Origin of the sequence: Pseudovibrio sp. Ad5, assembly GCF_001623095.1 — a bacterium.
Taxonomy (GTDB): domain Bacteria; phylum Pseudomonadota; class Alphaproteobacteria; order Rhizobiales; family Stappiaceae; genus Pseudovibrio.
Window position 1 is genome coordinate 25,235 of the sequence record NZ_LMCH01000057.1, and the last position, 19,630, is coordinate 44,864.

30 protein-coding genes are annotated in these 19,630 nt (G+C 51.0%); all 30 read right to left on the reverse strand.

Features of this window, described 5'->3' with window-relative positions:
* Nucleotides 1–50: 50 nt before the first annotated feature.
* Nucleotides 51–1,496: a Do family serine endopeptidase gene (locus PsAD5_RS14805; protein ID WP_063292671.1), complete on the reverse strand. Its 1,446-nt coding sequence runs from the start codon at nucleotides 1,494–1,496 to the stop codon at nucleotides 51–53.
* A gap of 264 nt (nucleotides 1,497–1,760) precedes the next feature.
* Entirely contained in the window at nucleotides 1,761–3,959 is a 2,199-nt protein-coding gene (locus PsAD5_RS14810) for a methyl-accepting chemotaxis protein (RefSeq protein ID WP_063292672.1), read from the reverse strand.
* A gap of 336 nt (nucleotides 3,960–4,295) precedes the next feature.
* Nucleotides 4,296–4,730, reverse strand: a complete 435-nt coding sequence (gene rplQ, locus PsAD5_RS14815) for a 50S ribosomal protein L17 (protein ID WP_057463418.1) — start codon at nucleotides 4,728–4,730, stop codon at nucleotides 4,296–4,298.
* Between the two features lie 82 nt (nucleotides 4,731–4,812).
* On the reverse strand, nucleotides 4,813–5,841 hold the full coding sequence (locus PsAD5_RS14820) for a DNA-directed RNA polymerase subunit alpha (RefSeq protein WP_057463419.1): 1,029 nt from the start codon (nucleotides 5,839–5,841) through the stop codon (nucleotides 4,813–4,815).
* A gap of 74 nt (nucleotides 5,842–5,915) precedes the next feature.
* The gene (gene rpsK / locus PsAD5_RS14825) at nucleotides 5,916–6,305 is read right to left on the reverse strand and encodes a 30S ribosomal protein S11 (RefSeq protein WP_054664941.1); all 390 of its coding nucleotides are present in this window, start codon (nucleotides 6,303–6,305) and stop codon (nucleotides 5,916–5,918) included.
* A 65-nt stretch (nucleotides 6,306–6,370) separates the two neighbouring features.
* Nucleotides 6,371–6,739 carry a 30S ribosomal protein S13 gene (rpsM, locus tag PsAD5_RS14830; RefSeq protein ID WP_063289475.1) on the reverse strand — a complete coding sequence of 123 codons (369 nt, stop codon included), beginning with the start codon at nucleotides 6,737–6,739 and terminating at the stop codon, nucleotides 6,371–6,373.
* 221 nt (nucleotides 6,740–6,960) lie between these two features.
* On the reverse strand, nucleotides 6,961–7,533 hold the full coding sequence (locus PsAD5_RS14835; RefSeq protein WP_057463420.1) for an adenylate kinase: 573 nt from the start codon (nucleotides 7,531–7,533) through the stop codon (nucleotides 6,961–6,963).
* Nucleotides 7,530–8,870 carry a preprotein translocase subunit SecY gene (gene secY / locus PsAD5_RS14840; RefSeq protein WP_063292673.1) on the reverse strand — a complete coding sequence of 447 codons (1,341 nt, stop codon included), beginning with the start codon at nucleotides 8,868–8,870 and terminating at the stop codon, nucleotides 7,530–7,532. Before secY ends, PsAD5_RS14835 begins: the two co-directional genes overlap by 4 nt.
* 48 nt (nucleotides 8,871–8,918) lie before the next feature.
* Nucleotides 8,919–9,386 (reverse strand): 50S ribosomal protein L15, encoded by a 468-nt coding sequence (gene rplO / locus PsAD5_RS14845; RefSeq protein ID WP_057463422.1) that lies wholly within the window; start codon nucleotides 9,384–9,386, stop codon nucleotides 8,919–8,921.
* Nucleotides 9,387–9,405: 19 nt separating this feature from the next.
* On the reverse strand, nucleotides 9,406–9,600 hold the full coding sequence (gene rpmD, locus PsAD5_RS14850) for a 50S ribosomal protein L30 (RefSeq protein ID WP_057463423.1): 195 nt from the start codon (nucleotides 9,598–9,600) through the stop codon (nucleotides 9,406–9,408).
* A 37-nt stretch (nucleotides 9,601–9,637) separates the two neighbouring features.
* Nucleotides 9,638–10,201 carry a 30S ribosomal protein S5 gene (rpsE, locus tag PsAD5_RS14855; RefSeq protein WP_063292674.1) on the reverse strand — a complete coding sequence of 188 codons (564 nt, stop codon included), beginning with the start codon at nucleotides 10,199–10,201 and terminating at the stop codon, nucleotides 9,638–9,640.
* 41 nt (nucleotides 10,202–10,242) lie between these two features.
* On the reverse strand, nucleotides 10,243–10,596 hold the full coding sequence (gene rplR / locus PsAD5_RS14860) for a 50S ribosomal protein L18 (RefSeq protein ID WP_057463424.1): 354 nt from the start codon (nucleotides 10,594–10,596) through the stop codon (nucleotides 10,243–10,245).
* 11 nt (nucleotides 10,597–10,607) lie between these two features.
* Complete coding sequence (gene rplF, locus PsAD5_RS14865) at nucleotides 10,608–11,141, reverse strand: 50S ribosomal protein L6 (RefSeq protein ID WP_063289478.1); 534 nt, start codon at nucleotides 11,139–11,141, stop codon at nucleotides 10,608–10,610.
* Nucleotides 11,142–11,185: 44 nt separating this feature from the next.
* Complete coding sequence (rpsH, locus tag PsAD5_RS14870; RefSeq protein WP_057463426.1) at nucleotides 11,186–11,584, reverse strand: 30S ribosomal protein S8; 399 nt, start codon at nucleotides 11,582–11,584, stop codon at nucleotides 11,186–11,188.
* A gap of 12 nt (nucleotides 11,585–11,596) precedes the next feature.
* The gene (rpsN, locus tag PsAD5_RS14875; protein WP_057463427.1) at nucleotides 11,597–11,902 is read right to left on the reverse strand and encodes a 30S ribosomal protein S14; all 306 of its coding nucleotides are present in this window, start codon (nucleotides 11,900–11,902) and stop codon (nucleotides 11,597–11,599) included.
* Nucleotides 11,903–11,935: 33 nt separating this feature from the next.
* Nucleotides 11,936–12,493, reverse strand: a complete 558-nt coding sequence (rplE, locus tag PsAD5_RS14880) for a 50S ribosomal protein L5 (protein WP_057463428.1) — start codon at nucleotides 12,491–12,493, stop codon at nucleotides 11,936–11,938.
* Nucleotides 12,486–12,803 carry a 50S ribosomal protein L24 gene (rplX, locus tag PsAD5_RS14885; protein ID WP_057463429.1) on the reverse strand — a complete coding sequence of 106 codons (318 nt, stop codon included), beginning with the start codon at nucleotides 12,801–12,803 and terminating at the stop codon, nucleotides 12,486–12,488. The genes rplE and rplX overlap by 8 nt, the downstream gene beginning before the upstream one ends.
* A complete protein-coding gene (gene rplN / locus PsAD5_RS14890) occupies nucleotides 12,803–13,171 on the reverse strand; it encodes a 50S ribosomal protein L14 (RefSeq protein WP_057463430.1) in 369 nt (122 codons plus the stop codon). The genes rplX and rplN overlap by 1 nt, the downstream gene beginning before the upstream one ends.
* Nucleotides 13,172–13,229: 58 nt before the next feature.
* Nucleotides 13,230–13,472 (reverse strand): 30S ribosomal protein S17, encoded by a 243-nt coding sequence (gene rpsQ / locus PsAD5_RS14895; RefSeq protein ID WP_057463454.1) that lies wholly within the window; start codon nucleotides 13,470–13,472, stop codon nucleotides 13,230–13,232.
* Between the two features lie 10 nt (nucleotides 13,473–13,482).
* Nucleotides 13,483–13,683 (reverse strand): 50S ribosomal protein L29, encoded by a 201-nt coding sequence (gene rpmC, locus PsAD5_RS14900; RefSeq protein WP_063289479.1) that lies wholly within the window; start codon nucleotides 13,681–13,683, stop codon nucleotides 13,483–13,485.
* A 23-nt stretch (nucleotides 13,684–13,706) separates the two neighbouring features.
* Nucleotides 13,707–14,120: a 50S ribosomal protein L16 gene (gene rplP, locus PsAD5_RS14905; RefSeq protein ID WP_057463432.1), complete on the reverse strand. Its 414-nt coding sequence runs from the start codon at nucleotides 14,118–14,120 to the stop codon at nucleotides 13,707–13,709.
* 43 nt (nucleotides 14,121–14,163) lie between these two features.
* On the reverse strand, nucleotides 14,164–14,880 hold the full coding sequence (gene rpsC, locus PsAD5_RS14910) for a 30S ribosomal protein S3 (protein ID WP_057463433.1): 717 nt from the start codon (nucleotides 14,878–14,880) through the stop codon (nucleotides 14,164–14,166).
* Entirely contained in the window at nucleotides 14,880–15,260 is a 381-nt protein-coding gene (gene rplV, locus PsAD5_RS14915; RefSeq protein ID WP_057463434.1) for a 50S ribosomal protein L22, read from the reverse strand. The genes rpsC and rplV overlap by 1 nt, the downstream gene beginning before the upstream one ends.
* Before the next feature lie 2 nt (nucleotides 15,261–15,262).
* A complete protein-coding gene (gene rpsS / locus PsAD5_RS14920; RefSeq protein ID WP_057463435.1) occupies nucleotides 15,263–15,541 on the reverse strand; it encodes a 30S ribosomal protein S19 in 279 nt (92 codons plus the stop codon).
* 12 nt (nucleotides 15,542–15,553) lie between these two features.
* Complete coding sequence (rplB, locus tag PsAD5_RS14925) at nucleotides 15,554–16,387, reverse strand: 50S ribosomal protein L2 (RefSeq protein WP_057463436.1); 834 nt, start codon at nucleotides 16,385–16,387, stop codon at nucleotides 15,554–15,556.
* Between the two features lie 13 nt (nucleotides 16,388–16,400).
* Entirely contained in the window at nucleotides 16,401–16,694 is a 294-nt protein-coding gene (locus PsAD5_RS14930) for a 50S ribosomal protein L23 (RefSeq protein WP_057463437.1), read from the reverse strand.
* Complete coding sequence (rplD, locus tag PsAD5_RS14935; RefSeq protein WP_057463438.1) at nucleotides 16,694–17,311, reverse strand: 50S ribosomal protein L4; 618 nt, start codon at nucleotides 17,309–17,311, stop codon at nucleotides 16,694–16,696. The genes PsAD5_RS14930 and rplD overlap by 1 nt, the downstream gene beginning before the upstream one ends.
* On the reverse strand, nucleotides 17,311–18,027 hold the full coding sequence (gene rplC / locus PsAD5_RS14940) for a 50S ribosomal protein L3 (protein WP_057463439.1): 717 nt from the start codon (nucleotides 18,025–18,027) through the stop codon (nucleotides 17,311–17,313). The genes rplD and rplC overlap by 1 nt, the downstream gene beginning before the upstream one ends.
* 21 nt (nucleotides 18,028–18,048) lie before the next feature.
* Nucleotides 18,049–18,357, reverse strand: a complete 309-nt coding sequence (gene rpsJ / locus PsAD5_RS14945) for a 30S ribosomal protein S10 (protein WP_008547405.1) — start codon at nucleotides 18,355–18,357, stop codon at nucleotides 18,049–18,051.
* A gap of 69 nt (nucleotides 18,358–18,426) precedes the next feature.
* A complete protein-coding gene (gene tuf / locus PsAD5_RS14950; protein WP_063289481.1) occupies nucleotides 18,427–19,602 on the reverse strand; it encodes an elongation factor Tu in 1,176 nt (391 codons plus the stop codon).
* Nucleotides 19,603–19,630 lie beyond the last annotated feature (28 nt).

Consider the following 19,630-nt stretch of genomic DNA (forward strand, 5'->3'; position numbering starts at 1 on the left):
TCTCAACATTCCTCTAAACTGTTTTGGAGGGTAAAACTCTCAAAACAGCATTATCGCAAACTTACCTGTCGTAGCTGACCATCACGTTTGAAAGTGATGTTCCAGGTGCGCTGCTTTGTGCCGGTCAGCTTGGAAAGGTCTTTGGTGCTTTGAACTTCAGCGCCATTAATCTCAACCACGATATCACCGGGTTTAAAGCCGACATAGGCAGCAGTACTACGAGCTTTAATATCAGCAATTACAACGCCTGAAAACTCGTTGTACATGCGCAACTCTTCAGCCACAGCAGGAGAAAGATTCATAACCCGTACACCAGTAAATGGCGAGTTCCCTTTGATCTCTCTTTCATCTCTAGCCACAGTTTCCGGCGCACGCTCAAGGCTGATCTCAACAGCAAAGGCCTCACCACCGCGCAACATCTCAAAACGCGTAACACCACCAACTTTCTTCGTAGCCAAACGGTAACCATAAGCATCTGGATCATCCACCTGAGTGCCTCCAACAGACATGATCAGGTCGCCGACACGAATACCAGCACGGTCAGCTGGGCTTCCTTCCTGAATACGTGTCACCAGAACCCCGCTAGGACGCTCCAGCCCAAGGCTGGCAGCAATATCAGAGCTGACTGGCTGCACACTGGTGCCAACCCACGGGCGGCGCACGATACCGCCGTCATCAGCAGCTGAAGCAACCACTTCCACCATATTGGCAGGGATTGCAAAACCAATACCGTTGGAGCCACCGGAACGCGAGAAGATCGCAGTGTTCACACCAACAAGATGACCGTTTAGATCAACCAGCGCCCCACCCGAGTTACCCGGATTGATGGCGGCATCTGTCTGAATGAAGAACTGATAGTCCGAGACGCCCACCTGATTTCGCGCAACAGCAGAGACAATTCCCTGCGTCACTGTCTGCCCAACACCAAACGGGTTCCCAATCGCCAGCACCAGATCGCCCACTTCAAGTTCATCAGAGTTGGCAAACGGCACAACAGGGAACGCCCCTTCTGCATTGCGCACCTTCAAAACGGCAAGATCTGTGCGCTCATCCATCAAGATGATATCAGCATCAAACTCACGCCGATCAGAAAGTGCCACACGCACCTCATCAGCGCCCGCGATAACGTGATGGTTGGTAATAATCGTGCCATCAGCAGAAACGATCACACCAGAGCCCAGGGAGCTTTGAACGCGGCTGCGCGAACGAGGTGCGAACCGATCGGATTGCTCACCAAAGAAACGACGGAAGAACGGATCATCAAAGAATGGAGAAACTCTGCGGCGCTCTTGCACGGTACGACTTGCGTACACATTCACCACCGCTGGCGCGACCTTCTTCACAATAGGAGCGAAGGAAAGTGAAATCTCGGCTTGAGATGTTGGAACAGTCTTTTCACTGGCCAGTGCACCAGTGCTTTGCATTGCAACAACGCCAGTAGTCCCAAGAACTGCACAAAAAAGCAGGTGAGCAGCTGACTTCCTGATTTGACCCATTCTTAAATCCCTTCGGCAAGAGCCCCCAGTTCACAATGATTTTCTTTCAAAAAATTTGGGAGCAGCAGGTTACAGATAAGTCTGCAATATGGAAATGAAAAGGCCAATCTGTCGGTTTTAAGCAGCGAGCTCGTATCCCCGAAAACTGCATGTGGATTTCAAACTAGTAACAGTTTGAGTGTACTAAAAAAGATCTCACCTGCTCAAAACGCAAAACGCCGGTCTCCCCGGCGCCTCACTCGTCTCGATAAAACCTGACAGAATTTAGGCTGCCCGGATGTTCTCAAGGTATTGTTCAACCATGTTCTTCAGCTCTTCTGACTGGTGTGTCAGCTGATTTGCAGCGCCAAGAACATTCTCTGCTTCATGACCAGCGTCACTTGCGATCATGCTCACACGGGTAATAGCCTGAGCAACCTCAGAACTACCAGAAGTCACCTGCTGAATATTGCTGGAGATATCTGTTGCAGTCACGGCCTGTTCCTGAACAGCACCTGCAATCGCAGTCGCCGCTTCATTCACGTCACCAATAACCGTGCTGATTTCCTTGATAGCCGCAACAGCCTTCTCGGTCTCAGCCTGAACAGACTGAATCTGAACACTGATCTCGCCAGTTGCCTGGCCAGTCTGGTTTGCAAGGCCTTTAACTTCGGATGCAACAACCGCAAAACCCTTACCAGCTTCGCCAGCACGAGCAGCCTCAATCGTCGCATTCAGTGCTAACAAGTTGGTCTGATCAGCAATATCATTGATGAGAGATACAACTTCACCAATGCGCTGAGCAGCTTCCATAAGACCGTTCACAGACACCTCAGCCGCAGCAGCCTTCTCAGCCGCTTGCTTGGAAACATCAGCAGAACGACGAACCTCACGGTCAATCTCACCAACAGTCGCAGAAAGCTCTTCAGCAGCACCCGCAACAGCCTGAAGGTTCATCAAAGACTGTTCAGAGGCTGAAGACACCGTCTGCGCTTCAGTGTTGGTCTGCTCAGAGATGCTTGCCATACTCTTCGCGGTGGTTTCCAGATTACCGCCAGCATCAGTCACAGTGGTCAGGATGTCTCGAACGCCAACATCAAAGTTCTCGTTCAAAGCATCCACGCGTTTCACGCGCTCTTCCTGTTCATGTTGCTCACGCACCTGTTTCTCATCCAGCTCTCTTGCACGGACAAGACCAACTTGGAAAGACTGAACAGCTCGGCCAATATCGCCAATCTCATCCTTACGCTGAGCAGAGATAATCTCCACATCCAGATTGCCGTTCGCAATCTTATTAAGATTGGCTGACAGTCGATTAAGCGGAGTAGACAGACTACGTGCCATGAAGATGCCAATTGCAGCAACAACTGCCAACACGATCAATCCGCTAATGATGATCTCTTTAGCGAGGGCATGAACCACAGCCAGCGCTTCGCTTACATCAGTCTTTGCAACAATAACGGTTGGGAGTTTTTCAAAACCAAGTGGCAGGGCCAGAACAAACTGTTCCTTCACTTCAGCAAAACCAACATTGCTTTCCAGGTTCGCCTGCAGGTCTTCAACAACTTTGGCAACAACCTCTGGATCATCTTTCTTCACCAGTGCCGTCGGCACATCAGACAGAACCTGATTGGAAAGGATGGTGCCATCAATGCGTGCCAGATAGGTCTGACCAGTCTCACCCATATTCTCACGATTTTGCAAAACACTATCGAAGAACTCAGAGCCGAGACGAATGGAGATAACCCCCTTAAACGTGACCTGGTTGAAGTCTTCAACAAACACAGGAGCCGAAATCAAAAGAGATGCAGAATTTCCATCAGGCGCATATTGAGCGATCTCAGAATAGACCACGTCGCCTTCAGTGGCTTTCGCCGCCTTATTGAATTCCTGACTGAGCAATGTGCCGGATAGTTTGCCATCCTTCACGCTCTCAAGAAACTCAGAGGATTTGGTCGCAGAGTAAATTACCAGACCGTTTGCATCCATGATCAGGATGTCCGCATAACCTCCACCGGTTACACTCGCCACAAAGTCTGGATGAACAACAGCATGACGCCAGGAATAAAGCGTCTTGTTACCATTCCCAGTCAGCTGCAGACGATCAGCAACAGAAGAGCCACTCTTTTGGAAGTAGCTAAGGATGTCATCCTTATCTGCACTCAGAGAATCCATGGAGGCCAGCAAGTCGGTCATGGTAACGCGCATAGCGCTACTCTTGACCAGACGCTTGATATCGCTATCAACGCGCTCCAGCTTTTCATCGAGAGTATCCCGACGAGCCTGTGCCACGAGTACGAGCTGTGTCTTGCTCGCTTCAGTCAGCGCGCTCTCAGCACGCGTATACCCAAGGAATGCCACAACGGCACTCGCAATAATTGCAAGCCCAACCATAATGAATGGAAGACGAACAGCAATACGATTAAAATAATTTTTGACTCTAGGTGAGGATACAGAGCCGCTCTCATCAGATTTAGAACGCATATTTGCCCCCGAGTAATACGTTGGGAGCATAGTCGGGCTATAGTGTTAATCTCCGCTTAAAACAAATATTTAAAATGCTTTTCAAATCGAAGAAAAATTGAAATACCGATATGATTTAGCTATGTTTTCTCACAAAACTCGGAGCGCCTTGCACTATGATAAGTTGCAGTAGCAACCTGACCCGAGCAATTCAGTTCCACCTGTTAAAACTCACGCTACGCAAACTATTTCATCAGATTCGTTCTGCAAAAAGTAAGAGCTCTTGAGTGAATTTCATTCAGGCAACAAAAAAGGGCACCCGAAGGCACCCTTTTTCAAATCGCTTATGCGAAAAGCTTATGCAGCAGCTTCAGCTGTCTCAGCAGCTTCTTCAGCAGCAGCGCGTGCACGATCTGCAGCGCCTTTAGCTTCTACGTCGCGCTCAACCAGCTCGATAACAGCCATTGGTGCATTATCACCATGACGGAAACCAGCTTTCAGCACGCGAGAATAACCACCCTGACGGTCCGCATAACGCTCTGCGAGGGTATCAAACAGTTTTGCTACCATTGCAGTGTCACGGATCTGGGAAATTGCTTGACGACGTGCATGCAGGTCGCCGCGCTTGCCCAGAGTGATGAGCTTCTCGATGATTGGACGCATCTCTTTTGCTTTCGGAAGCGTCGTAACAATCTGCTCATGCTGGATGAGCGAAGCTGCCATGTTAGCGAACATCGCTTTACGGTGGCTTGACGTCCGATTGAGCTTGCGGCCGGAATTACCGTGGCGCATGGCCCTCTCCTTTGTTAAGTCAATTACGATCTAGTACATCAGATCGCCGGAACCTCACGCAACGCGCTCGGTTCCTGTTCCTTTAATATTGGTGGTCTTCGTAGCGCTTAGCGAGCTCATCGATATTTTCAGGCGGCCAGTTTGCCACTTCCATACCGAGATGCAGGCCCATTTGCGCCAGAACTTCTTTGATCTCGTTGAGAGACTTACGACCGAAGTTCGGTGTACGAAGCATTTCTGCTTCTGTCTTCTGAATGAGATCGCCAATATATACGATATTGTCGTTCTTCAGGCAGTTTGCCGAACGTACAGACAACTCAAGCTCATCAACCTTCTTCAGCAGTGCTGGGTTGAACGCAAGTTCCGCGACTGTGTCTTCCTGAACTTCACGCTGTGGCTCTTCGAAGTTCACGAAGATAGACAGCTGATCCTGCAGGATACGAGCAGCAAATGCTACTGCATCTTCAGGGATCACAGATCCGTCAGTTTCAACAGTCAAAGTCAACTTATCATAATCAAGAACCTGACCTTCACGGGTGTTCTCAACCTTATAAGAAACCTTCTTAACCGGAGAATACAGGCTGTCAACCGGAATCAGACCGATTGGAGCGTCTTCTGGGCGGTTAGCGGCAGCTGGAACATAACCCTTGCCGGTGTTTACAGTGAATTCGATGCGAACTTCCGCACCTTCATCAAGGTTACACAGCAGCAGACCTGGGTTAAGAACCTCAACGTCACCTACAGTTTCAATATCGCCAGCGTAGACCGCACCAGGACCCTGCTTACGCAGAACCATACGCTTTGGTCCCTCGCCTTCCATGCGAAGCGCGATTTCCTTGATGTTCAGGATGATGTCAGTCACATCTTCACGAACACCAGGAATAGACGAGAACTCATGGAGAACGCCATCAATCTGAACCGCTGTCACTGCAGCACCCTGAAGGGAGCTAAGCAGAACGCGGCGCAGTGCGTTACCAAGAGTCAGGCCGTAGCCACGCTCAAGAGGTTCTGCAATCACAGAAGCCTTAAAGCGTGCATCATCGCCAGCACGAATGTCGAGTTTAGTTGGCTTGATAAGCTCTTGCCAATTTTTTTGAATAGTCACGTTCATAAACCCTCTGGCTTTCCCGTTGACCTAAAAGTCAACTAATCCTTGCCTGGGTGGAAAACTAGCCTAACGAACTGTTAGACGCGGCGACGCTTGCGTGGGCGGCAACCATTGTGCGGGATCGGAGTTACATCACGGATAGATGTAATAACGAAACCTGCAGCCTGAAGCGCACGCAGAGCGGATTCACGTCCAGAACCTGGACCACGTACTTCTACTTCGAGAGTACGCATGCCGTGTTCAGCAGCCTTACGACCAGCGTCTTCGGCAGCGACCTGTGCAGCATAAGGGGTAGACTTACGAGAACCCTTAAAGCCAAGCGCGCCGGCAGACGACCAAGAGATCGCATTGCCCTGAGCATCGGTGATGGTGATCATGGTGTTGTTGAACGTAGAGTTCACATGCGCGACACCTGAAGAAATGTTCTTCCGTTCGCGACGACGCACGCGCGTCGATTCTTTAGCCATTATATTTCCTAACTTCGATATCTACACCGCCGTATAGCCGGCGGCTCCACCGGATAACCGGCTAGTTATTTCTTCTTACCAGCGATCGCTTTAGCAGGGCCCTTACGGGTGCGAGCGTTGGTATGAGTGCGCTGACCACGGACAGGCAGACCACGACGGTGGCGCAGGCCACGGTAACAGCCAAGGTCCATGAGACGCTTAATGTTCATTGCAGTTTCACGACGAAGATCACCTTCAACGGTGTATTCAGCGTCGATTGCTTCACGGACTTTCAGAACTTCTGCATCAGAAAGTTCGTTGACGCGACGCTCTGCAGCAATACCGACTTTCTCGGTGATTTCCTGCGCGAACTTCGCACCAATGCCATGAATGTACTGCAGCGCGATAACTACGCGCTTATTCGTCGGAAGGTTGACGCCAGCAATACGTGCCACGTTTGTTTTCTCCAATTACGAGGGTACGTTTGTTCCCTCTCCCATTTTTTTGCCGATAACACACCTACAACCAGGCAGGTTGAGGGCGCACCATCACACAGCAAAAAGATCAGCCTCGGTTTCCCAAGGAAAACCGGCGCCAATCGATTATGGTGTCGATGTGCGCCGGCTATACTTTATTATAAAGGCAAGCGCAAGCGCCTGCCTTCAAAAAGCACGGATTAAACCGTGCTCAAAATCGTATCGATCTCTGAAGCAACCTCGTCAACGGACTTCATGCCATCAACGCTCATCAGCATGTTCCGCTCACCATAGTACTTGATAAGCGGGGCTGTCTGCTCGTTGTAAACTGCAAGACGCTTCTTCAAAGACTCTGCATTGTCATCGGATCGAGCTTCGGCGCTTTCACGAGCACGTGTTTCGATACGCTCAAGAAGGATACCTTCATCGACCTTTAGCTGCACAACAGCATCAAGTCTCTGGTCCTTCTTCTCAAGCAGTTCGCCAAGAGCGTCTGCCTGAGCAATGGTGCGTGGGAAACCGTCCAGAATGAAGCCTTTTGCACAATCAGCCTGATCAATACGATCAGAAATGATGGAACAAATCAGGTCATCAGAAACCAGGTCACCACGTGTCAGAACATCTTTAACCTTCAAGCCGACTTCGGTTTCAGCTGCAACAGCTGCACGAAGCATGTCACCAGTAGAAAGCTGGACAATACCATGCACCGCAACAAGTCGACCTGCCTGAGTGCCTTTACCAGCACCAGGAGGGCCAAGAAGAATCAATCTCATCTACGTTTCCCCCTCAACTTCGTTTTCTTCACCAAGCCCTCGTACTGATGAGCAAGAAGGTGTCCCTGGATCTGAGAAACGGTATCCATGGTGACGCTAACAACAATGAGCAGAGACGTACCACCGAAGTAGAACGGCACACCCGTTGCTGAGATCAGGAACTCTGGCAACAAACAAATGAGAGTAATGTATATTGCACCGACAACCGTAATGCGAGTTAGCACATGGTCAATGTACTGCGCAGTACGTTCGCCTGGACGAATTCCTGGAATGAAGCCACCATGCTTCTTGAGGTTGTCTGCTGTCTCCGACGGATTGAAAACAATCGCGGTGTAGAAGAAGCAGAAAAAGATGATTAATGCAGCATAAAGAGCCATGTAGGCTGGTTGACCGTGTCCCAGCAGCGCAGTGATTGTTGTCAACCACGCCATCGAACCAGTGGAATCACCGGTTTGGAAACTGGCTACAGTCGCTGGTACCAGCAACAAGGAGCTCGCAAAAATCGGTGGAATAACACCAGCCGTATTGAGTTTGAGTGGCAGGAACGAAGTGTTCCCCTCAAACATCTTATTGCCCTGTTGGCGACGTGGATACTGAATCAGCAACCGTCGCTGTGCACGTTCCATGAAGACGATAACGCCGATAACCACCACAGACAGTATGATAACTGCCAGAATGATTGGAGTTGCGAGCGCGCCCTGACGACCAAGTTCCAAAGTGGAAGCAATCGCAGAAGGAAGCCCGGCAACAATACCGGAGAAAATGATCAAAGAAATGCCGTTACCAATGCCGCGAGAGGTGATTTGCTCACCCAGCCACATCAGGAACATAGTACCACCAACAAGGGTAAGAACTGTTGCAATACGGAAGAACCAGCCCGGATCGATAACAATGTTCGCGCCAGCCTCAAGACCAACGGAAATACCGTAGGCCTGGAAGGTTGCCAGAATCACTGTACCAAAACGTGTGTACTGGTTAATTTTTTTCCGGCCTTGCTCACCCTCTTTCTTCAGCTGTTCCAAAGCAGGAACAACAGAAGTCATAAGCTGGATGATAATCGACGCAGAAATGTAAGGCATGATGCCGAGGGCAAAAATAGCCATACGCTCGACAGCACCACCGGAGAACATGTTAAACAGGCCAACAATGCCAGTTTGTACGTTTCCGAAGGCCTGTGCGAGCGCGTCAGGATTAATTCCAGGCAGAGGGATATAGGTTCCGAATCGATAAACCAAAAGCGCGCCTAGCGTGAACCAGATCCGCTTCTTCAGTTCCTCGGCTTTAGCAAAGGCAGAAAAGTTAAGGTTTGAAGCAAGTTGCTCGGCAGCAGAAGCCATTCCGCGCTCCGGTCAGTTTGGATACACCCCGAAAAAAAGACAAGGCTGTTAAGCCTTGCCTTCCTTGATTACGACCTTGCCGCCTGCTTTTTCAACTGCTGCAACAGCAGTTTTAGAAGCACCAGCAATTTCGAAAGTTACAGCTGTTTTCAGCTCACCGTCGGACAGAAGGCGTACGCCATCCAGAACGCGGCGAACAACGCCTGCTGCAACAAGTGCTTCAACAGTCACCGTCGCGGAAGCGTCAAGCTTACCAGCGTCGATTGCTGTCTGAACACGACCCAAGGACACAATGTTCAGGTCCTTAGCAAAGATATTGGTGAAGCCGCGCTTTGGAAGACGACGATGCAATGGCATCTGCCCGCCTTCAAAGCCCTTGATAGCAACACCCGAACGGGACTTCTGACCTTTGACACCACGGCCGCCGGTCTTGCCCTTACCGGAACCGATACCGCGTCCTACGCGGGTCCGGTCCGAAACAGCACCCGGGTTATCCCGGAGTTCGTTGAGCTTCATGATAGTTCTCCCGGTCCGCTTATGCTTCGTCTAAAACGCGAACCAGATGCTGAACCTTACGGATCATGCCGCGTACTTCTGGAGTATCCTTCAGAGTACGACGACGGTGCATCTTGTTCAAGCCCAGACCAATCAACGTAGCACGCTGACTAGCAGGACGGCGAAGCGGGCTACCGATCTGTTCGACTGTTACAGTCTTTTCAGTATTAGCCATGACACTAACCCTTGTTCTCAGTCAGCAAAAGCGAGGCTTATGCCTCAGCCTTTACTGGCGCCGCATCATCGTTGTCACGACGACGAGCCTGCAAGGAAGATACCTTGAGACCACGACGTGCTGCAACAGAACGCGGGCTGTCTTCTTTTTTCAGTGCATCGAAAGTCGCACGAACCATGTTGTACGGGTTGGAAGTACCAAGGGACTTCGCAACAACGTCCTGGACACCAAGTGTCTCAAACACAGCACGCATTGGACCACCAGCGATGATACCGGTACCGGCAGGTGCTGCACGAAGTACAACTTTACCTGCGCCGTGACGGCCTTCAACATCGTGGTGAAGAGTACGACCTTCACGAAGTGGCACACGAACCATAGTACGCTTAGCAGCTTCTGTTGCTTTGCGGATGGCCTCTGGCACTTCACGAGCCTTACCGTGACCAAAGCCAACGCGGCCTTTCTGATCACCAACTACTACAAGAGCGGCGAAGCCGAAACGACGACCACCCTTTACAACTTTAGCGACGCGGTTGATGTGAACGAGCTTATCGACAAATTCGCTGTCGCGCTCGTCACGATCCCGGTTATCCTGTCTCGCCATAATAATGTTTCCCGTTCTCTAGGAGCACCAAAAGGCGCTGATCAGAAGCTCAGACCGCTATCACGTGCTGCATCTGCCAAGGCCTGAACACGGCCATGATAGATATAACCACCACGATCAAACACGACTTCTTTGATACCAGCAGCAATAGCGCGTTCAGCAATAAGCTTGCCTACAGCAGCAGCAGCATCTTTATTGCCGCCGTTTTCTACTTTTACGTCTTTCTCAATGGTAGACGCGGACGCAAGGGTTACACCCTTGGTATCGTCGATGATCTGAGCGTAAATCTGCTTGGATGAGCGGAAAACGGACAGCCGAGGACGACCGTTCGCTACCTTTTTGATCGAACGGCGCACACGGGCGCGACGACGTTCGAAAGAATTTCCATTCGCCATGGTCCGTACCGTTACTTCTTCTTGCCTTCTTTACGAACGATGAACTCGTCCGCATAACGAATACCTTTGCCTTTGTATGGCTCAGGTGGGCGATATTCACGAATGTTCGCGGCAACCTGCCCTATCTGCTGCTTGTCAATGCCGTTGATGACAATTTCTGTCGGCTTCGGACATTTGATTTCTACACCCTCAGGAATGTCGAACTTGACATCATGAGAGAAACCAAGAGCAAGATTAAGGGTCTTACCTTGAACCTGTGCACGGTAACCAACACCGGTAATCGCCAGCTGCTTTTCGAAGCCGGAAGTCACACCTGTGATAAGGTTAGCGACCATGGTGCGGGACATACCCCACATAGAACGCGCAGTCTTTGACTGGTTGCGCGGATCAAGACGGATACCATCATCCGCCATATCGACCGAAACGAGATCGTTGACCACGAAGGAGAGTTCCCCCTTCGGGCCTTTAACGATAACATTCTGGCCGTTGATCGTTGCCGTTACCCCGCTTGGCACGGGGACTGGCTTCTTGCCAATTCGAGACATAAGATCAACCTGTCTGTTATTTTAGTTAATCGTGCAATGCCGCGTCAGAAGACGCGACAAAGTACTTCACCACCCACATTTTTCTCACGTGCATCGTGGTCTGCCATTACACCCTGAGGAGTAGACAGAATAGATACACCCAAGCCGTTTGCAACGTGTGGGATGTTCTTGACTGAAGAATACACACGACGACCAGGCTTAGATACGCGCTCAATGGTGCGAATCACTGGTTCACCGTCGAAATACTTCAACTCAATTTCAAGCTCAGACTTGCCTGCACCGAAGTCAACAGCGGTATAACCGCGGATGTAACCTTCGGAAATCAGAACGTCCAAGATGTGTGCGCGCAACTTAGAAGCAGGTGTGCTTACTTTAGATTTGCGACGCATCTGCGCATTACGGATGCGCGTGATCATATCCCCGACTGGATCGGAAATCGACATAGCAGTAACTCCTTACCAGCTCGACTTCACGAGACCCGGGATCTTGCCCAGGGAACCCAACTCACGAAGCGCAATACGCGACATCTTAAGTTTGCGGTAGTAACCGCGTGGGCGACCTGTGACTTCACACCGGTTGCGTACCCGTGTAGGCGCGGAATTGCGCGGCAGCTTTGAAAGCTTCAGCCGTGCATTGAAACGCTCCTCCAGGGACAAGCTCTCGTCCTTGGCCATGGCCTTCAGGGCAGCACGCTTGTCAGCATATTTACTAACAAGAGCTACGCGCCGCTTGTTTTTCTCGACCGCGCTTTTCTTCGCCATCGTCTGTCCTCGTTCCTTTCCCGTATACCGCTTTTATTTGCGGAACGGGAAGTTGAACGCGCGCAGCAGTTCACGCGCTTCGTCATCGGTTTTAGCATTGGTACAAACAACAATGTCCATACCCCACATTTGATCTACTTTATCGTAGTCAATTTCAGGGAAAACAATGTGTTCTTTAAGTCCCATAGCGTAGTTGCCACGTCCGTCGAAGCTTTTCGGATTCAAGCCACGAAAGTCACGTACACGCGGAAGCGCGATTGTGATCAAACGATCCATGAATTCGAACATCTGGTTACGACGAAGTGTAACTTTAGTACCCAGCGGCATATCTTCACGAACCTTGAAGGTCGCGATAGATTTTCTAGCACGGGTAATAACCGCCTTTTGACCAGCAATCAAGCTAAGATCTTCAGCAGCGATACGAGCCTTCTTGCTGTCACCAACAGCTTCACCAACACCCATGTTCAAAACGATCTTTTCGACCGAAGGAATCATCATCGGGTTGGTGTAGTTAAACTTCTCCTGAAGCTCACCACGCACTACATCATTGTAGTGCGCCTTGAGCCGTGGAGTGTAAGTAGCGTCAGCCATCAATCACGTCTCCTGAACGCTTAGCGACACGAACAGTGGCGCCTGCATCATTAGTCGTGAAACCGACGCGGGTCGGCTTGCCATCCTTAGGATCAGCAATGGCAATATTGGAAAGCTGAATAGGAGCTTCCTTTGTGATGATACCACCTTCGCTCTGTTGGGTCTGGCGCTGGTGACGTTTCACCAAGTTAACGCCACGCACGACAGCTCGGTTGTCAGATGGAATCATCTGGAGAACTTCCCCAGTCTTTCCTTTGTCACGACCGGCAATTACGACGACTTTGTCGCCCTTTTTGATCTTCGCGGGCATCAGAGCACCTCCGGCGCAAGCGAAATGATCTTCATGTGATTCTTGCCACGCAGTTCACGAGGAACTGGGCCAAAAATACGTGTTCCGATCGGTTCTTTGTTGTTGTTGATCAGGACGGCAGCATTGCTGTCGAACCGGATCACACTGCCGTCAGCACGACGGATGTCTTTAGCCGTGCGTACGACGACCGCTTTCATCACGTCGCCCTTCTTTACACGACCCCGAGGAATTGCTTCTTTGACGGAGACAACAATGATGTCGCCAACGCCAGCATACTTCCGTTTGGAGCCGCCGAGCACTTTGATGCACATGACACGACGCGCGCCGGAATTATCGGCTACGTCGAGGTTAGTTTGCATCTGAATCATGACTCGTCGCCTTGTTCTTTCTCAGCACTCTAAAAGTTAGAAATGCTGGATGCGTTCACTAGCTCGCTGCTTCCGTAGAAACAACGGTCCATTTCTTATTCTTAGAGATTGGAGCACACTCTTCAATTTGAACGGTGTCGCCAACCTTGTAAGAATTATTTTCGTCATGTGCACGATACTTCTTCGTACGGCGCACAACTTTTTTCAGCAAAGGGTGGGTAAAGCGACGCTCTACCTTCACCGTTACTGTCTTTTCGTTCGCATCGCTAACAACGACACCCTGCAAAATACGCTTTGGCATCATTAGCTCCTTATGCGTTGTCAGACACGCGCTTGTCGCGCAAGACTGTCTGGATCCGCGCAATGTCCCGGCGAACCTGACGGACACGAGCGGTGTTTTCGAGCTGACCAGTTGCTCTCTGGAAACGCAGGTTGAACTGTTCTTTTTTCAGTTCTTCCAGGTTTGCCTTGAGCTCATCTGAGGTCTTAGCTCTTACGTCGCTAGCCTTCATGGCCTTTTCCTTTCGATGTCCGATTACTCACCAATGCGCTGGACGAACCGGCACTTGATTGGGAGTTTAGCAGCGGCCAGACGCATTGCTTCACGAGCAATATCTTCAGACACACCGTCCATTTCGAACATGATGCGACCAGGTTTCACCCGGCACGCCCAGTACTCAGGAGAACCTTTACCCTTACCCATGCGGACTTCAGCCGGCTTGGAGGACACAGGAACGTCCGGGAAGATTCTGATCCACACGCGACCCGCACGCTTCATGTAACGGGTCATTGCACGACGGGCAGCCTCAATCTGACGAGCGGTGATCCGCTCTGGTTCCATGGCTTTCAGGCCAAAGGCACCAAAATTGAGGTCCGTACCACCCTTGGCATTACCATGGATGCGGCCCTTGTGCTGCTTGCGGAACTTAGTACGCTTTGGTTGCAGCATCGTTTTCTCTCGCTTTAATAGTTAAGCCGTGTGAAGGCGCTGCTTACGCAGCGCGCTCACGCCGACCGCCACCTTGGCGTTCGCTCTTGCCACCACCTTCAGTCGCACGACGTTCAGAAGCCATTGGGTCATGCTCAAGGATTTCGCCCTTGAAGATCCAGACTTTAACGCCACACGCGCCGTAAGCGGTGTGTGCTGTAGCAGTGCCGTAGTCGATGTCTGCACGAAGAGTGTGCAGAGGCACGCGACCTTCACGGTACCATTCGATACGTGCGATTTCCGCACCACCAAGACGACCACCGCAGTTAATACGGATGCCCTGGGCGCCAAGACGCATTGCAGACTGAACTGCACGCTTCATGGCACGGCGGAAAGCAACACGACGCTCGAGCTGCTGAGCGATAGATGCTGCAACAAGCGCTGCATCGGTCTCCGGCTTGCGCACTTCAACGATGTTGAGGTGCACTTCCGAATTTGTCATCTCGGACAGCTTCTTGCGAAGACGTTCGATGTCTGCACCTTTTTTACCGATAACAACACCTGGACGACCAGAGTGAATAGTTACACGGCACTTTTTGTGCGGACGTTCAATGACGACCTTGGATACAGCAGCCTGCTTAAGTTCTTTAAGCAGATATTCGCGGATGCGAAAATCTTCATGAAGAAGATCGCCGTATTCGTTCTTGCTAGCAAACCAGCGAGAGTCCCAGGTACGGTTGATGCCAAGACGAAAACCGATTGGATTAATCTTCTGACCCATCAGGCAGTCTCCTCAACTTCCCGAACCACGATAGTCAGGTTGGAAAACGGCTTTAGGATCCGTCCAACACGACCACGAGCTCGCGGCTGGAAACGCTTCATGACAAGCGCTTTGCCAACATAAGCCTCGGCGACGACAAGATTGTCGACGTCGAGATCATGGTTGTTTTCCGCATTAGCAATAGCAGACATCAAGGTCTTCTTGACGTCGCCTGAAATGCGCTTACGGGAGAAGGTAAGATCAGCAAGTGCTGTACCAACCTTCTTACCGCGAATGGATGCAGCAACGAGGTTCAACTTCTGCGGGGAAACCCGCAGCATGCGGCAAACCGCCTTTGCCTCGTTGTCTGGGAGCATCCGCTCATGCTTCTGCTTGCCCATCGCTACTTCCTCTTTGACTTTTTGTCAGCGCCATGGCCGTAGTAGGTACGAGAAGGAGCGAATTCGCCCAACTTGTGCCCAACCATGTCTTCACTGATCAAAACAGGAATGTGCTTTTGACCGTTATAGACGCCAAAAGTCAACCCCACAAAGTGCGGCAGAACGGTAGAACGTCGGCTCCAGGTCTTAATGACCTCATTCCGGCCGGATTCACGAACCTTATCCGCTTTCTTCAGGAGGTAACCGTCAATAAACGGCCCTTTCCAGATCGAACGTGCCACGATCCGTTCCTCTTACTTCTTACGCGCGTGACGAGACCGAACGATAAACTTATCGCTGGACTTGTTACTGCGTGTGCGCTTGCCTTTGGTCGGCTTGCCCCAAGGGGTAACCGGATGACGTCCACCGGAGGTGCGACCTTCACCACCACCATGTGGGTGATCGACAGGGTTCATCGCAACACCACGAACGTGTGGGCGACGACCCAGCCAACGGGAACGACCAGCCTTACCAAGGTTGATGTTCGCGTGGTCCTGGTTGGATACCGCACCAACGGTAGCCATACAGGTGCCAAGAACGCGACGCTGTTCACCGGAAAGCAGACGGATGACTGTGTAACCAGCATCACGACCAACGATCTGAGCGTAAGCACCAGCTGAGCGAGCAATCTGCGCGCCTTTGCCTGGCTTCATCTCGATGTTGTGGATGATGGTACCCACTGGAATAGAAGCCAGAGGCATAGCGTTGCCTGGCTTAATATCCACAGCTTCACCAGCTACAACCTTATCGCCAGCAGCAAGACGCTGTGGTGCAAGGATGTATGCCTGCTCGCCATCATCATAAGTGATGAGAGCGATGAAAGCGGTGCGGTTTGGATCGTATTCCAGACGCTCAACAGTACCGACAACGTCGAATTTACGACGCTTGAAGTCGATCAGGCGGTAGGTACGTTTGTGACCACCACCAATGTTGTTCGCAGTCTTACGACCGTGGTTGTTACGACCACCGGACTTGGACAGACCTTCAGTCAATTTCTTGACTGGCTTGCCTTTCCAAAGATCAGAACGGTCTACCTGGACCAGCTGACGACGGCCAGGAGATGTCGGATTAAATGTCTTAAGTGCCATTTTGTCCTACCCCTTACAGACCGGTCGTCACGTCGATGGACTGACCATCTTCCAGAGTGACCACAGCTTTTTTGAAGTCGTTCTGTTTGCCGACAACACCTTTGAAGCGCTTGGTCTTACCCTTGCGAACCAGTGTGTTGACTGCTTTGACTTTTACGCCAAACAGAGCTTCAACAGCTGCTTTGATTTCCGGTTTTGTTGCAGTGAGAGCAACCTTGAAAACAACCTTATTCTCTTCAGAGGCAAAAGTAGCTTTCTCGGTGATCACCGGAGATACGATTTTGTCGTAGTGAACGAGCTTGCTCATTAGAAGCGCTCCTCCAAAGCTGCAACTGCCGCTTTGGTCAGGACCAGCGTATCACGACGAAGAATGTCGTAAACGTTGATACCCTGTACCGGCAGTACATCTACGAGTGGAATGTTACGAGTAGCCAAACCGAAGTTTGCATCTACTTCAGAACCGTCCACGAACAACGCACTGTTCAATCCGAGAGAACCAAGCTGGTCCTTCAGAGCCTTGGTTTTGGCTTCTGCTGATTTCGCATCTTCAACAACAACAAGGTTGCCAGAAGCTGCTTTTGCAGACAGAGCATGCTTCAGACCCAGAACACGAACTTTTTTAGGAAGCTCATGAGCGTGCTCACGCACAACTGGACCAAATGCCCTACCACCACCACGGAACTGAGGTGCTTTACGGTTACCGTGACGTGCGCCGCCAGAACCTTTCTGGCGTACGAATTTTTTGGTGGTACCATTAACTTCGGAACGACCCAAAGTTTTATGTGTACCAGCCTGGCGCTTTGCAAGCTGCCAGCGAACAACACGCTGGATTAGGTCGATACGTGGCTCGAGACCAAAGATCTCGTCAGACACTGTGATCGAACCCGCTGCGTTACCGCCGAGGGTTTTAACCTCGAGTTCCATCACTCACCTTCCTTCCCGGCTTCAGCCGCTGCAATAGCAGAGTTCTGACGGAATGCACCTGGTACAGGAACGTTCTCTGGCAGAGCCTTCTTAATTGCATCACGAACCAGGATCCAACCGCCTTTAGAGCCAGGTACAGAACCTTCAACCATGATCAGACCACGTTCTACGTCAGTACGTACAACTTTCAGGTTCTGAGTGGTTACGCGTTCAGCACCGAGGTGTCCGGCCATTTTCTTGCCTTTAAACACCTTACCTGGATCCTGACACTGACCGGTAGAACCGTGCGCACGGTGTGAAACAGACACACCATGAGAAGCGCGACCACCACCGAAGTTGTGACGCTTCATCGCACCAGCAAAGCCCTTACCGATAGAGGTGCCGGTTACATCCACGAACTGACCGTTAAGGAAGTGGTCAGCTGTAAGCTCAGCACCAACTTCGATCAAGTTCTCTTCAGAAACACGGAACTCAGCGAGTTTGCGCTTAGGCTCAACTTTTGCAACTGCAAAGTGGCCACGCATCGCGCGGTTCGTGTTCTTAACTTTTGCCGCACCTACGCCCAACTGAAGCGCAGTGTAGCCGTTCTTGTCTGCCGTCCGGTGAGCAACAACTTGACAGTTGTCTAGACGCAGTACTGTAACGGGCACGTGTTCGCCTGCCGCGTTATAGATACGGGTCATACCCACCTTCTGTGCGATCACTCCAGAACGCATTACTGTGTCCCCTTGCCGCACTTAGAGCTTGATCTCGACATCAACGCCAGCAGCCAGGTCGAGCTTCATCAAAGCATCTACTGTCTGTGGTGTTGGGTCGACGATGTCCAAAAGACGCTTATGAGTGCGCATTTCGAACTGATCACGGCTCTTTTTATCAACATGCGGTCCGCGAAGTACTGTGTACTTCTCAATCCGCGTCGGCAACGGAACTGGTCCACGCACTTGTGCGCCGGTCCGTTTCGCCGTGTTCACGATTTCCTTAGTGGAAGCGTCAAGAACACGGTGATCAAACGCCTTCAGGCGGATCCGTATATTCTGACCGTTCATGACTAATCCTTAACTGAGCAAGGCAACTGCGGTTTAACACAAGATCAAACCGCAGTTCGAACTCAATTCTTATTCGATGATTTCAGCTACAACACCAGCGCCGACGGTACGACCGCCTTCACGGATAGCGAAGCGCAGACCATCTTCCATAGCGATTGGTACGATAAGTTCAACTGAAACAGCAACGTTATCACCAGGCATCACCATTTCTGTGCCTTCTGGCAGAGAAACAACACCAGTCACGTCAGTCGTACGGAAGTAGAACTGCGGACGGTAGTTGGTGAAGAATGGAGTGTGACGTCCACCCTCTTCCTTGGTGAGGATGTATGCCTCAGCCTTAAACTTAGTGTGAGGAGTAACGGAACCTGGTTTACAAAGAACCTGGCCACGCTCAACATCTTCACGACCAACACCACGGATCAATGCACCGATGTTGTCGCCAGCTTCGCCCTGATCGAGCAGCTTGCGGAACATTTCAACACCAGTAACAGTGGTCTTAGATGTGTCTTTAACGCCAACGATCTCAACTTCGTCACCAACGTGAACGATGCCACGCTCTACACGACCGGTTACAACAGTACCACGGCCAGAGATAGAGAACACGTCTTCGATCGGCATCAGGAATGGCAGATCGCGTGGACGGTCAGGAGTTGGGATATAGTCGTCAACTGCAGCCATCAGCTCTACAATTTTGTCTTTGCCGATCGCGTCATCGCGGTCTTCAAGAGCAGCAAGTGCAGAACCAGCAATGATTGGAATATCATCGCCTGGGAATTCGTAGGAAGAAAGAAGTTCACGAACTTCCATTTCTACGAGTTCAAGCAGTTCTTCGTCGTCAACCTGGTCAACTTTGTTCATGAAGACAACCAGAGCAGGCACACCAACCTGACGAGCGAGCAGGATGTGCTCACGTGTCTGAGGCATTGGGCCGTCTGCAGCGTTAACAACGAGGATCGCGCCGTCCATCTGTGCAGCACCAGTGATCATGTTTTTCACATAATCAGCGTGGCCTGGGCAGTCAACGTGTGCGTAGTGACGAGCTTCGGTTTCATATTCAACGTGTGCTGTTGAAATGGTGATACCGCGAGCACGCTCTTCAGGAGCGCCATCGATTTCGTCGTATGCTTTAAAATCACCGAAGGATTTAGTAATCGCTGCGGTCAGTGTAGTTTTACCGTGGTCAACGTGGCCAATTGTGCCGATGTTGACGTGCGGCTTATTACGTTCAAATTTTTCTTTAGCCATCGGATCTCTCCGTTCTCTCTTGAATCCC

Coding starts and splice junctions, on each gene's coding strand:
- PsAD5_RS14805 (WP_063292671.1), bottom strand. CDS start 1,496: ATGGGTCAAATCAGGAAGTCAGCTGCTCACCTGCTTTTTTGTGCAGTT.
- PsAD5_RS14810 (WP_063292672.1), bottom strand. CDS start 3,959: ATGCGTTCTAAATCTGATGAGAGCGGCTCTGTATCCTCACCTAGAGTC.
- rplQ (WP_057463418.1), bottom strand. CDS start 4,730: ATGCGCCACGGTAATTCCGGCCGCAAGCTCAATCGGACGTCAAGCCAC.
- PsAD5_RS14820 (WP_057463419.1), bottom strand. CDS start 5,841: ATGAACGTGACTATTCAAAAAAATTGGCAAGAGCTTATCAAGCCAACT.
- rpsK (WP_054664941.1), bottom strand. CDS start 6,305: ATGGCTAAAGAATCGACGCGCGTGCGTCGTCGCGAACGGAAGAACATT.
- PsAD5_RS14835 (WP_057463420.1), bottom strand. CDS start 7,533: ATGAGATTGATTCTTCTTGGCCCTCCTGGTGCTGGTAAAGGCACTCAG.
- secY (WP_063292673.1), bottom strand. CDS start 8,870: ATGGCTTCTGCTGCCGAGCAACTTGCTTCAAACCTTAACTTTTCTGCC.
- rplO (WP_057463422.1), bottom strand. CDS start 9,386: ATGAAGCTCAACGAACTCCGGGATAACCCGGGTGCTGTTTCGGACCGG.
- rpmD (WP_057463423.1), bottom strand. CDS start 9,600: ATGGCTAATACTGAAAAGACTGTAACAGTCGAACAGATCGGTAGCCCG.
- rpsE (WP_063292674.1), bottom strand. CDS start 10,201: ATGGCGAGACAGGATAACCGGGATCGTGACGAGCGCGACAGCGAATTT.
- rplR (WP_057463424.1), bottom strand. CDS start 10,596: ATGGCGAATGGAAATTCTTTCGAACGTCGTCGCGCCCGTGTGCGCCGT.
- rplF (WP_063289478.1), bottom strand. CDS start 11,141: ATGTCTCGAATTGGCAAGAAGCCAGTCCCCGTGCCAAGCGGGGTAACG.
- rpsH (WP_057463426.1), bottom strand. CDS start 11,584: ATGTCGATTTCCGATCCAGTCGGGGATATGATCACGCGCATCCGTAAT.
- rpsN (WP_057463427.1), bottom strand. CDS start 11,902: ATGGCGAAGAAAAGCGCGGTCGAGAAAAACAAGCGGCGCGTAGCTCTT.
- rplE (WP_057463428.1), bottom strand. CDS start 12,493: ATGGCTGACGCTACTTACACTCCACGGCTCAAGGCGCACTACAATGAT.
- rplX (WP_057463429.1), bottom strand. CDS start 12,803: ATGCCCGCGAAGATCAAAAAGGGCGACAAAGTCGTCGTAATTGCCGGT.
- rplN (WP_057463430.1), bottom strand. CDS start 13,171: ATGATTCAGATGCAAACTAACCTCGACGTAGCCGATAATTCCGGCGCG.
- rpsQ (WP_057463454.1), bottom strand. CDS start 13,472: ATGCCAAAGCGTATTTTGCAGGGTGTCGTTGTTAGCGATGCGAACGAA.
- rpmC (WP_063289479.1), bottom strand. CDS start 13,683: ATGAAGGCTAGCGACGTAAGAGCTAAGACCTCAGATGAGCTCAAGGCA.
- rplP (WP_057463432.1), bottom strand. CDS start 14,120: ATGCTGCAACCAAAGCGTACTAAGTTCCGCAAGCAGCACAAGGGCCGC.
- rpsC (WP_057463433.1), bottom strand. CDS start 14,880: ATGGGTCAGAAGATTAATCCAATCGGTTTTCGTCTTGGCATCAACCGT.
- rplV (WP_057463434.1), bottom strand. CDS start 15,260: ATGGGCAAGCAGAAGCATGAGCGGATGCTCCCAGACAACGAGGCAAAG.
- rplB (WP_057463436.1), bottom strand. CDS start 16,387: ATGGCACTTAAGACATTTAATCCGACATCTCCTGGCCGTCGTCAGCTG.
- PsAD5_RS14930 (WP_057463437.1), bottom strand. CDS start 16,694: ATGAGCAAGCTCGTTCACTACGACAAAATCGTATCTCCGGTGATCACC.
- rplD (WP_057463438.1), bottom strand. CDS start 17,311: ATGGAACTCGAGGTTAAAACCCTCGGCGGTAACGCAGCGGGTTCGATC.
- rplC (WP_057463439.1), bottom strand. CDS start 18,027: ATGCGTTCTGGAGTGATCGCACAGAAGGTGGGTATGACCCGTATCTAT.
- rpsJ (WP_008547405.1), bottom strand. CDS start 18,357: ATGAACGGTCAGAATATACGGATCCGCCTGAAGGCGTTTGATCACCGT.
- tuf (WP_063289481.1), bottom strand. CDS start 19,602: ATGGCTAAAGAAAAATTTGAACGTAATAAGCCGCACGTCAACATCGGC.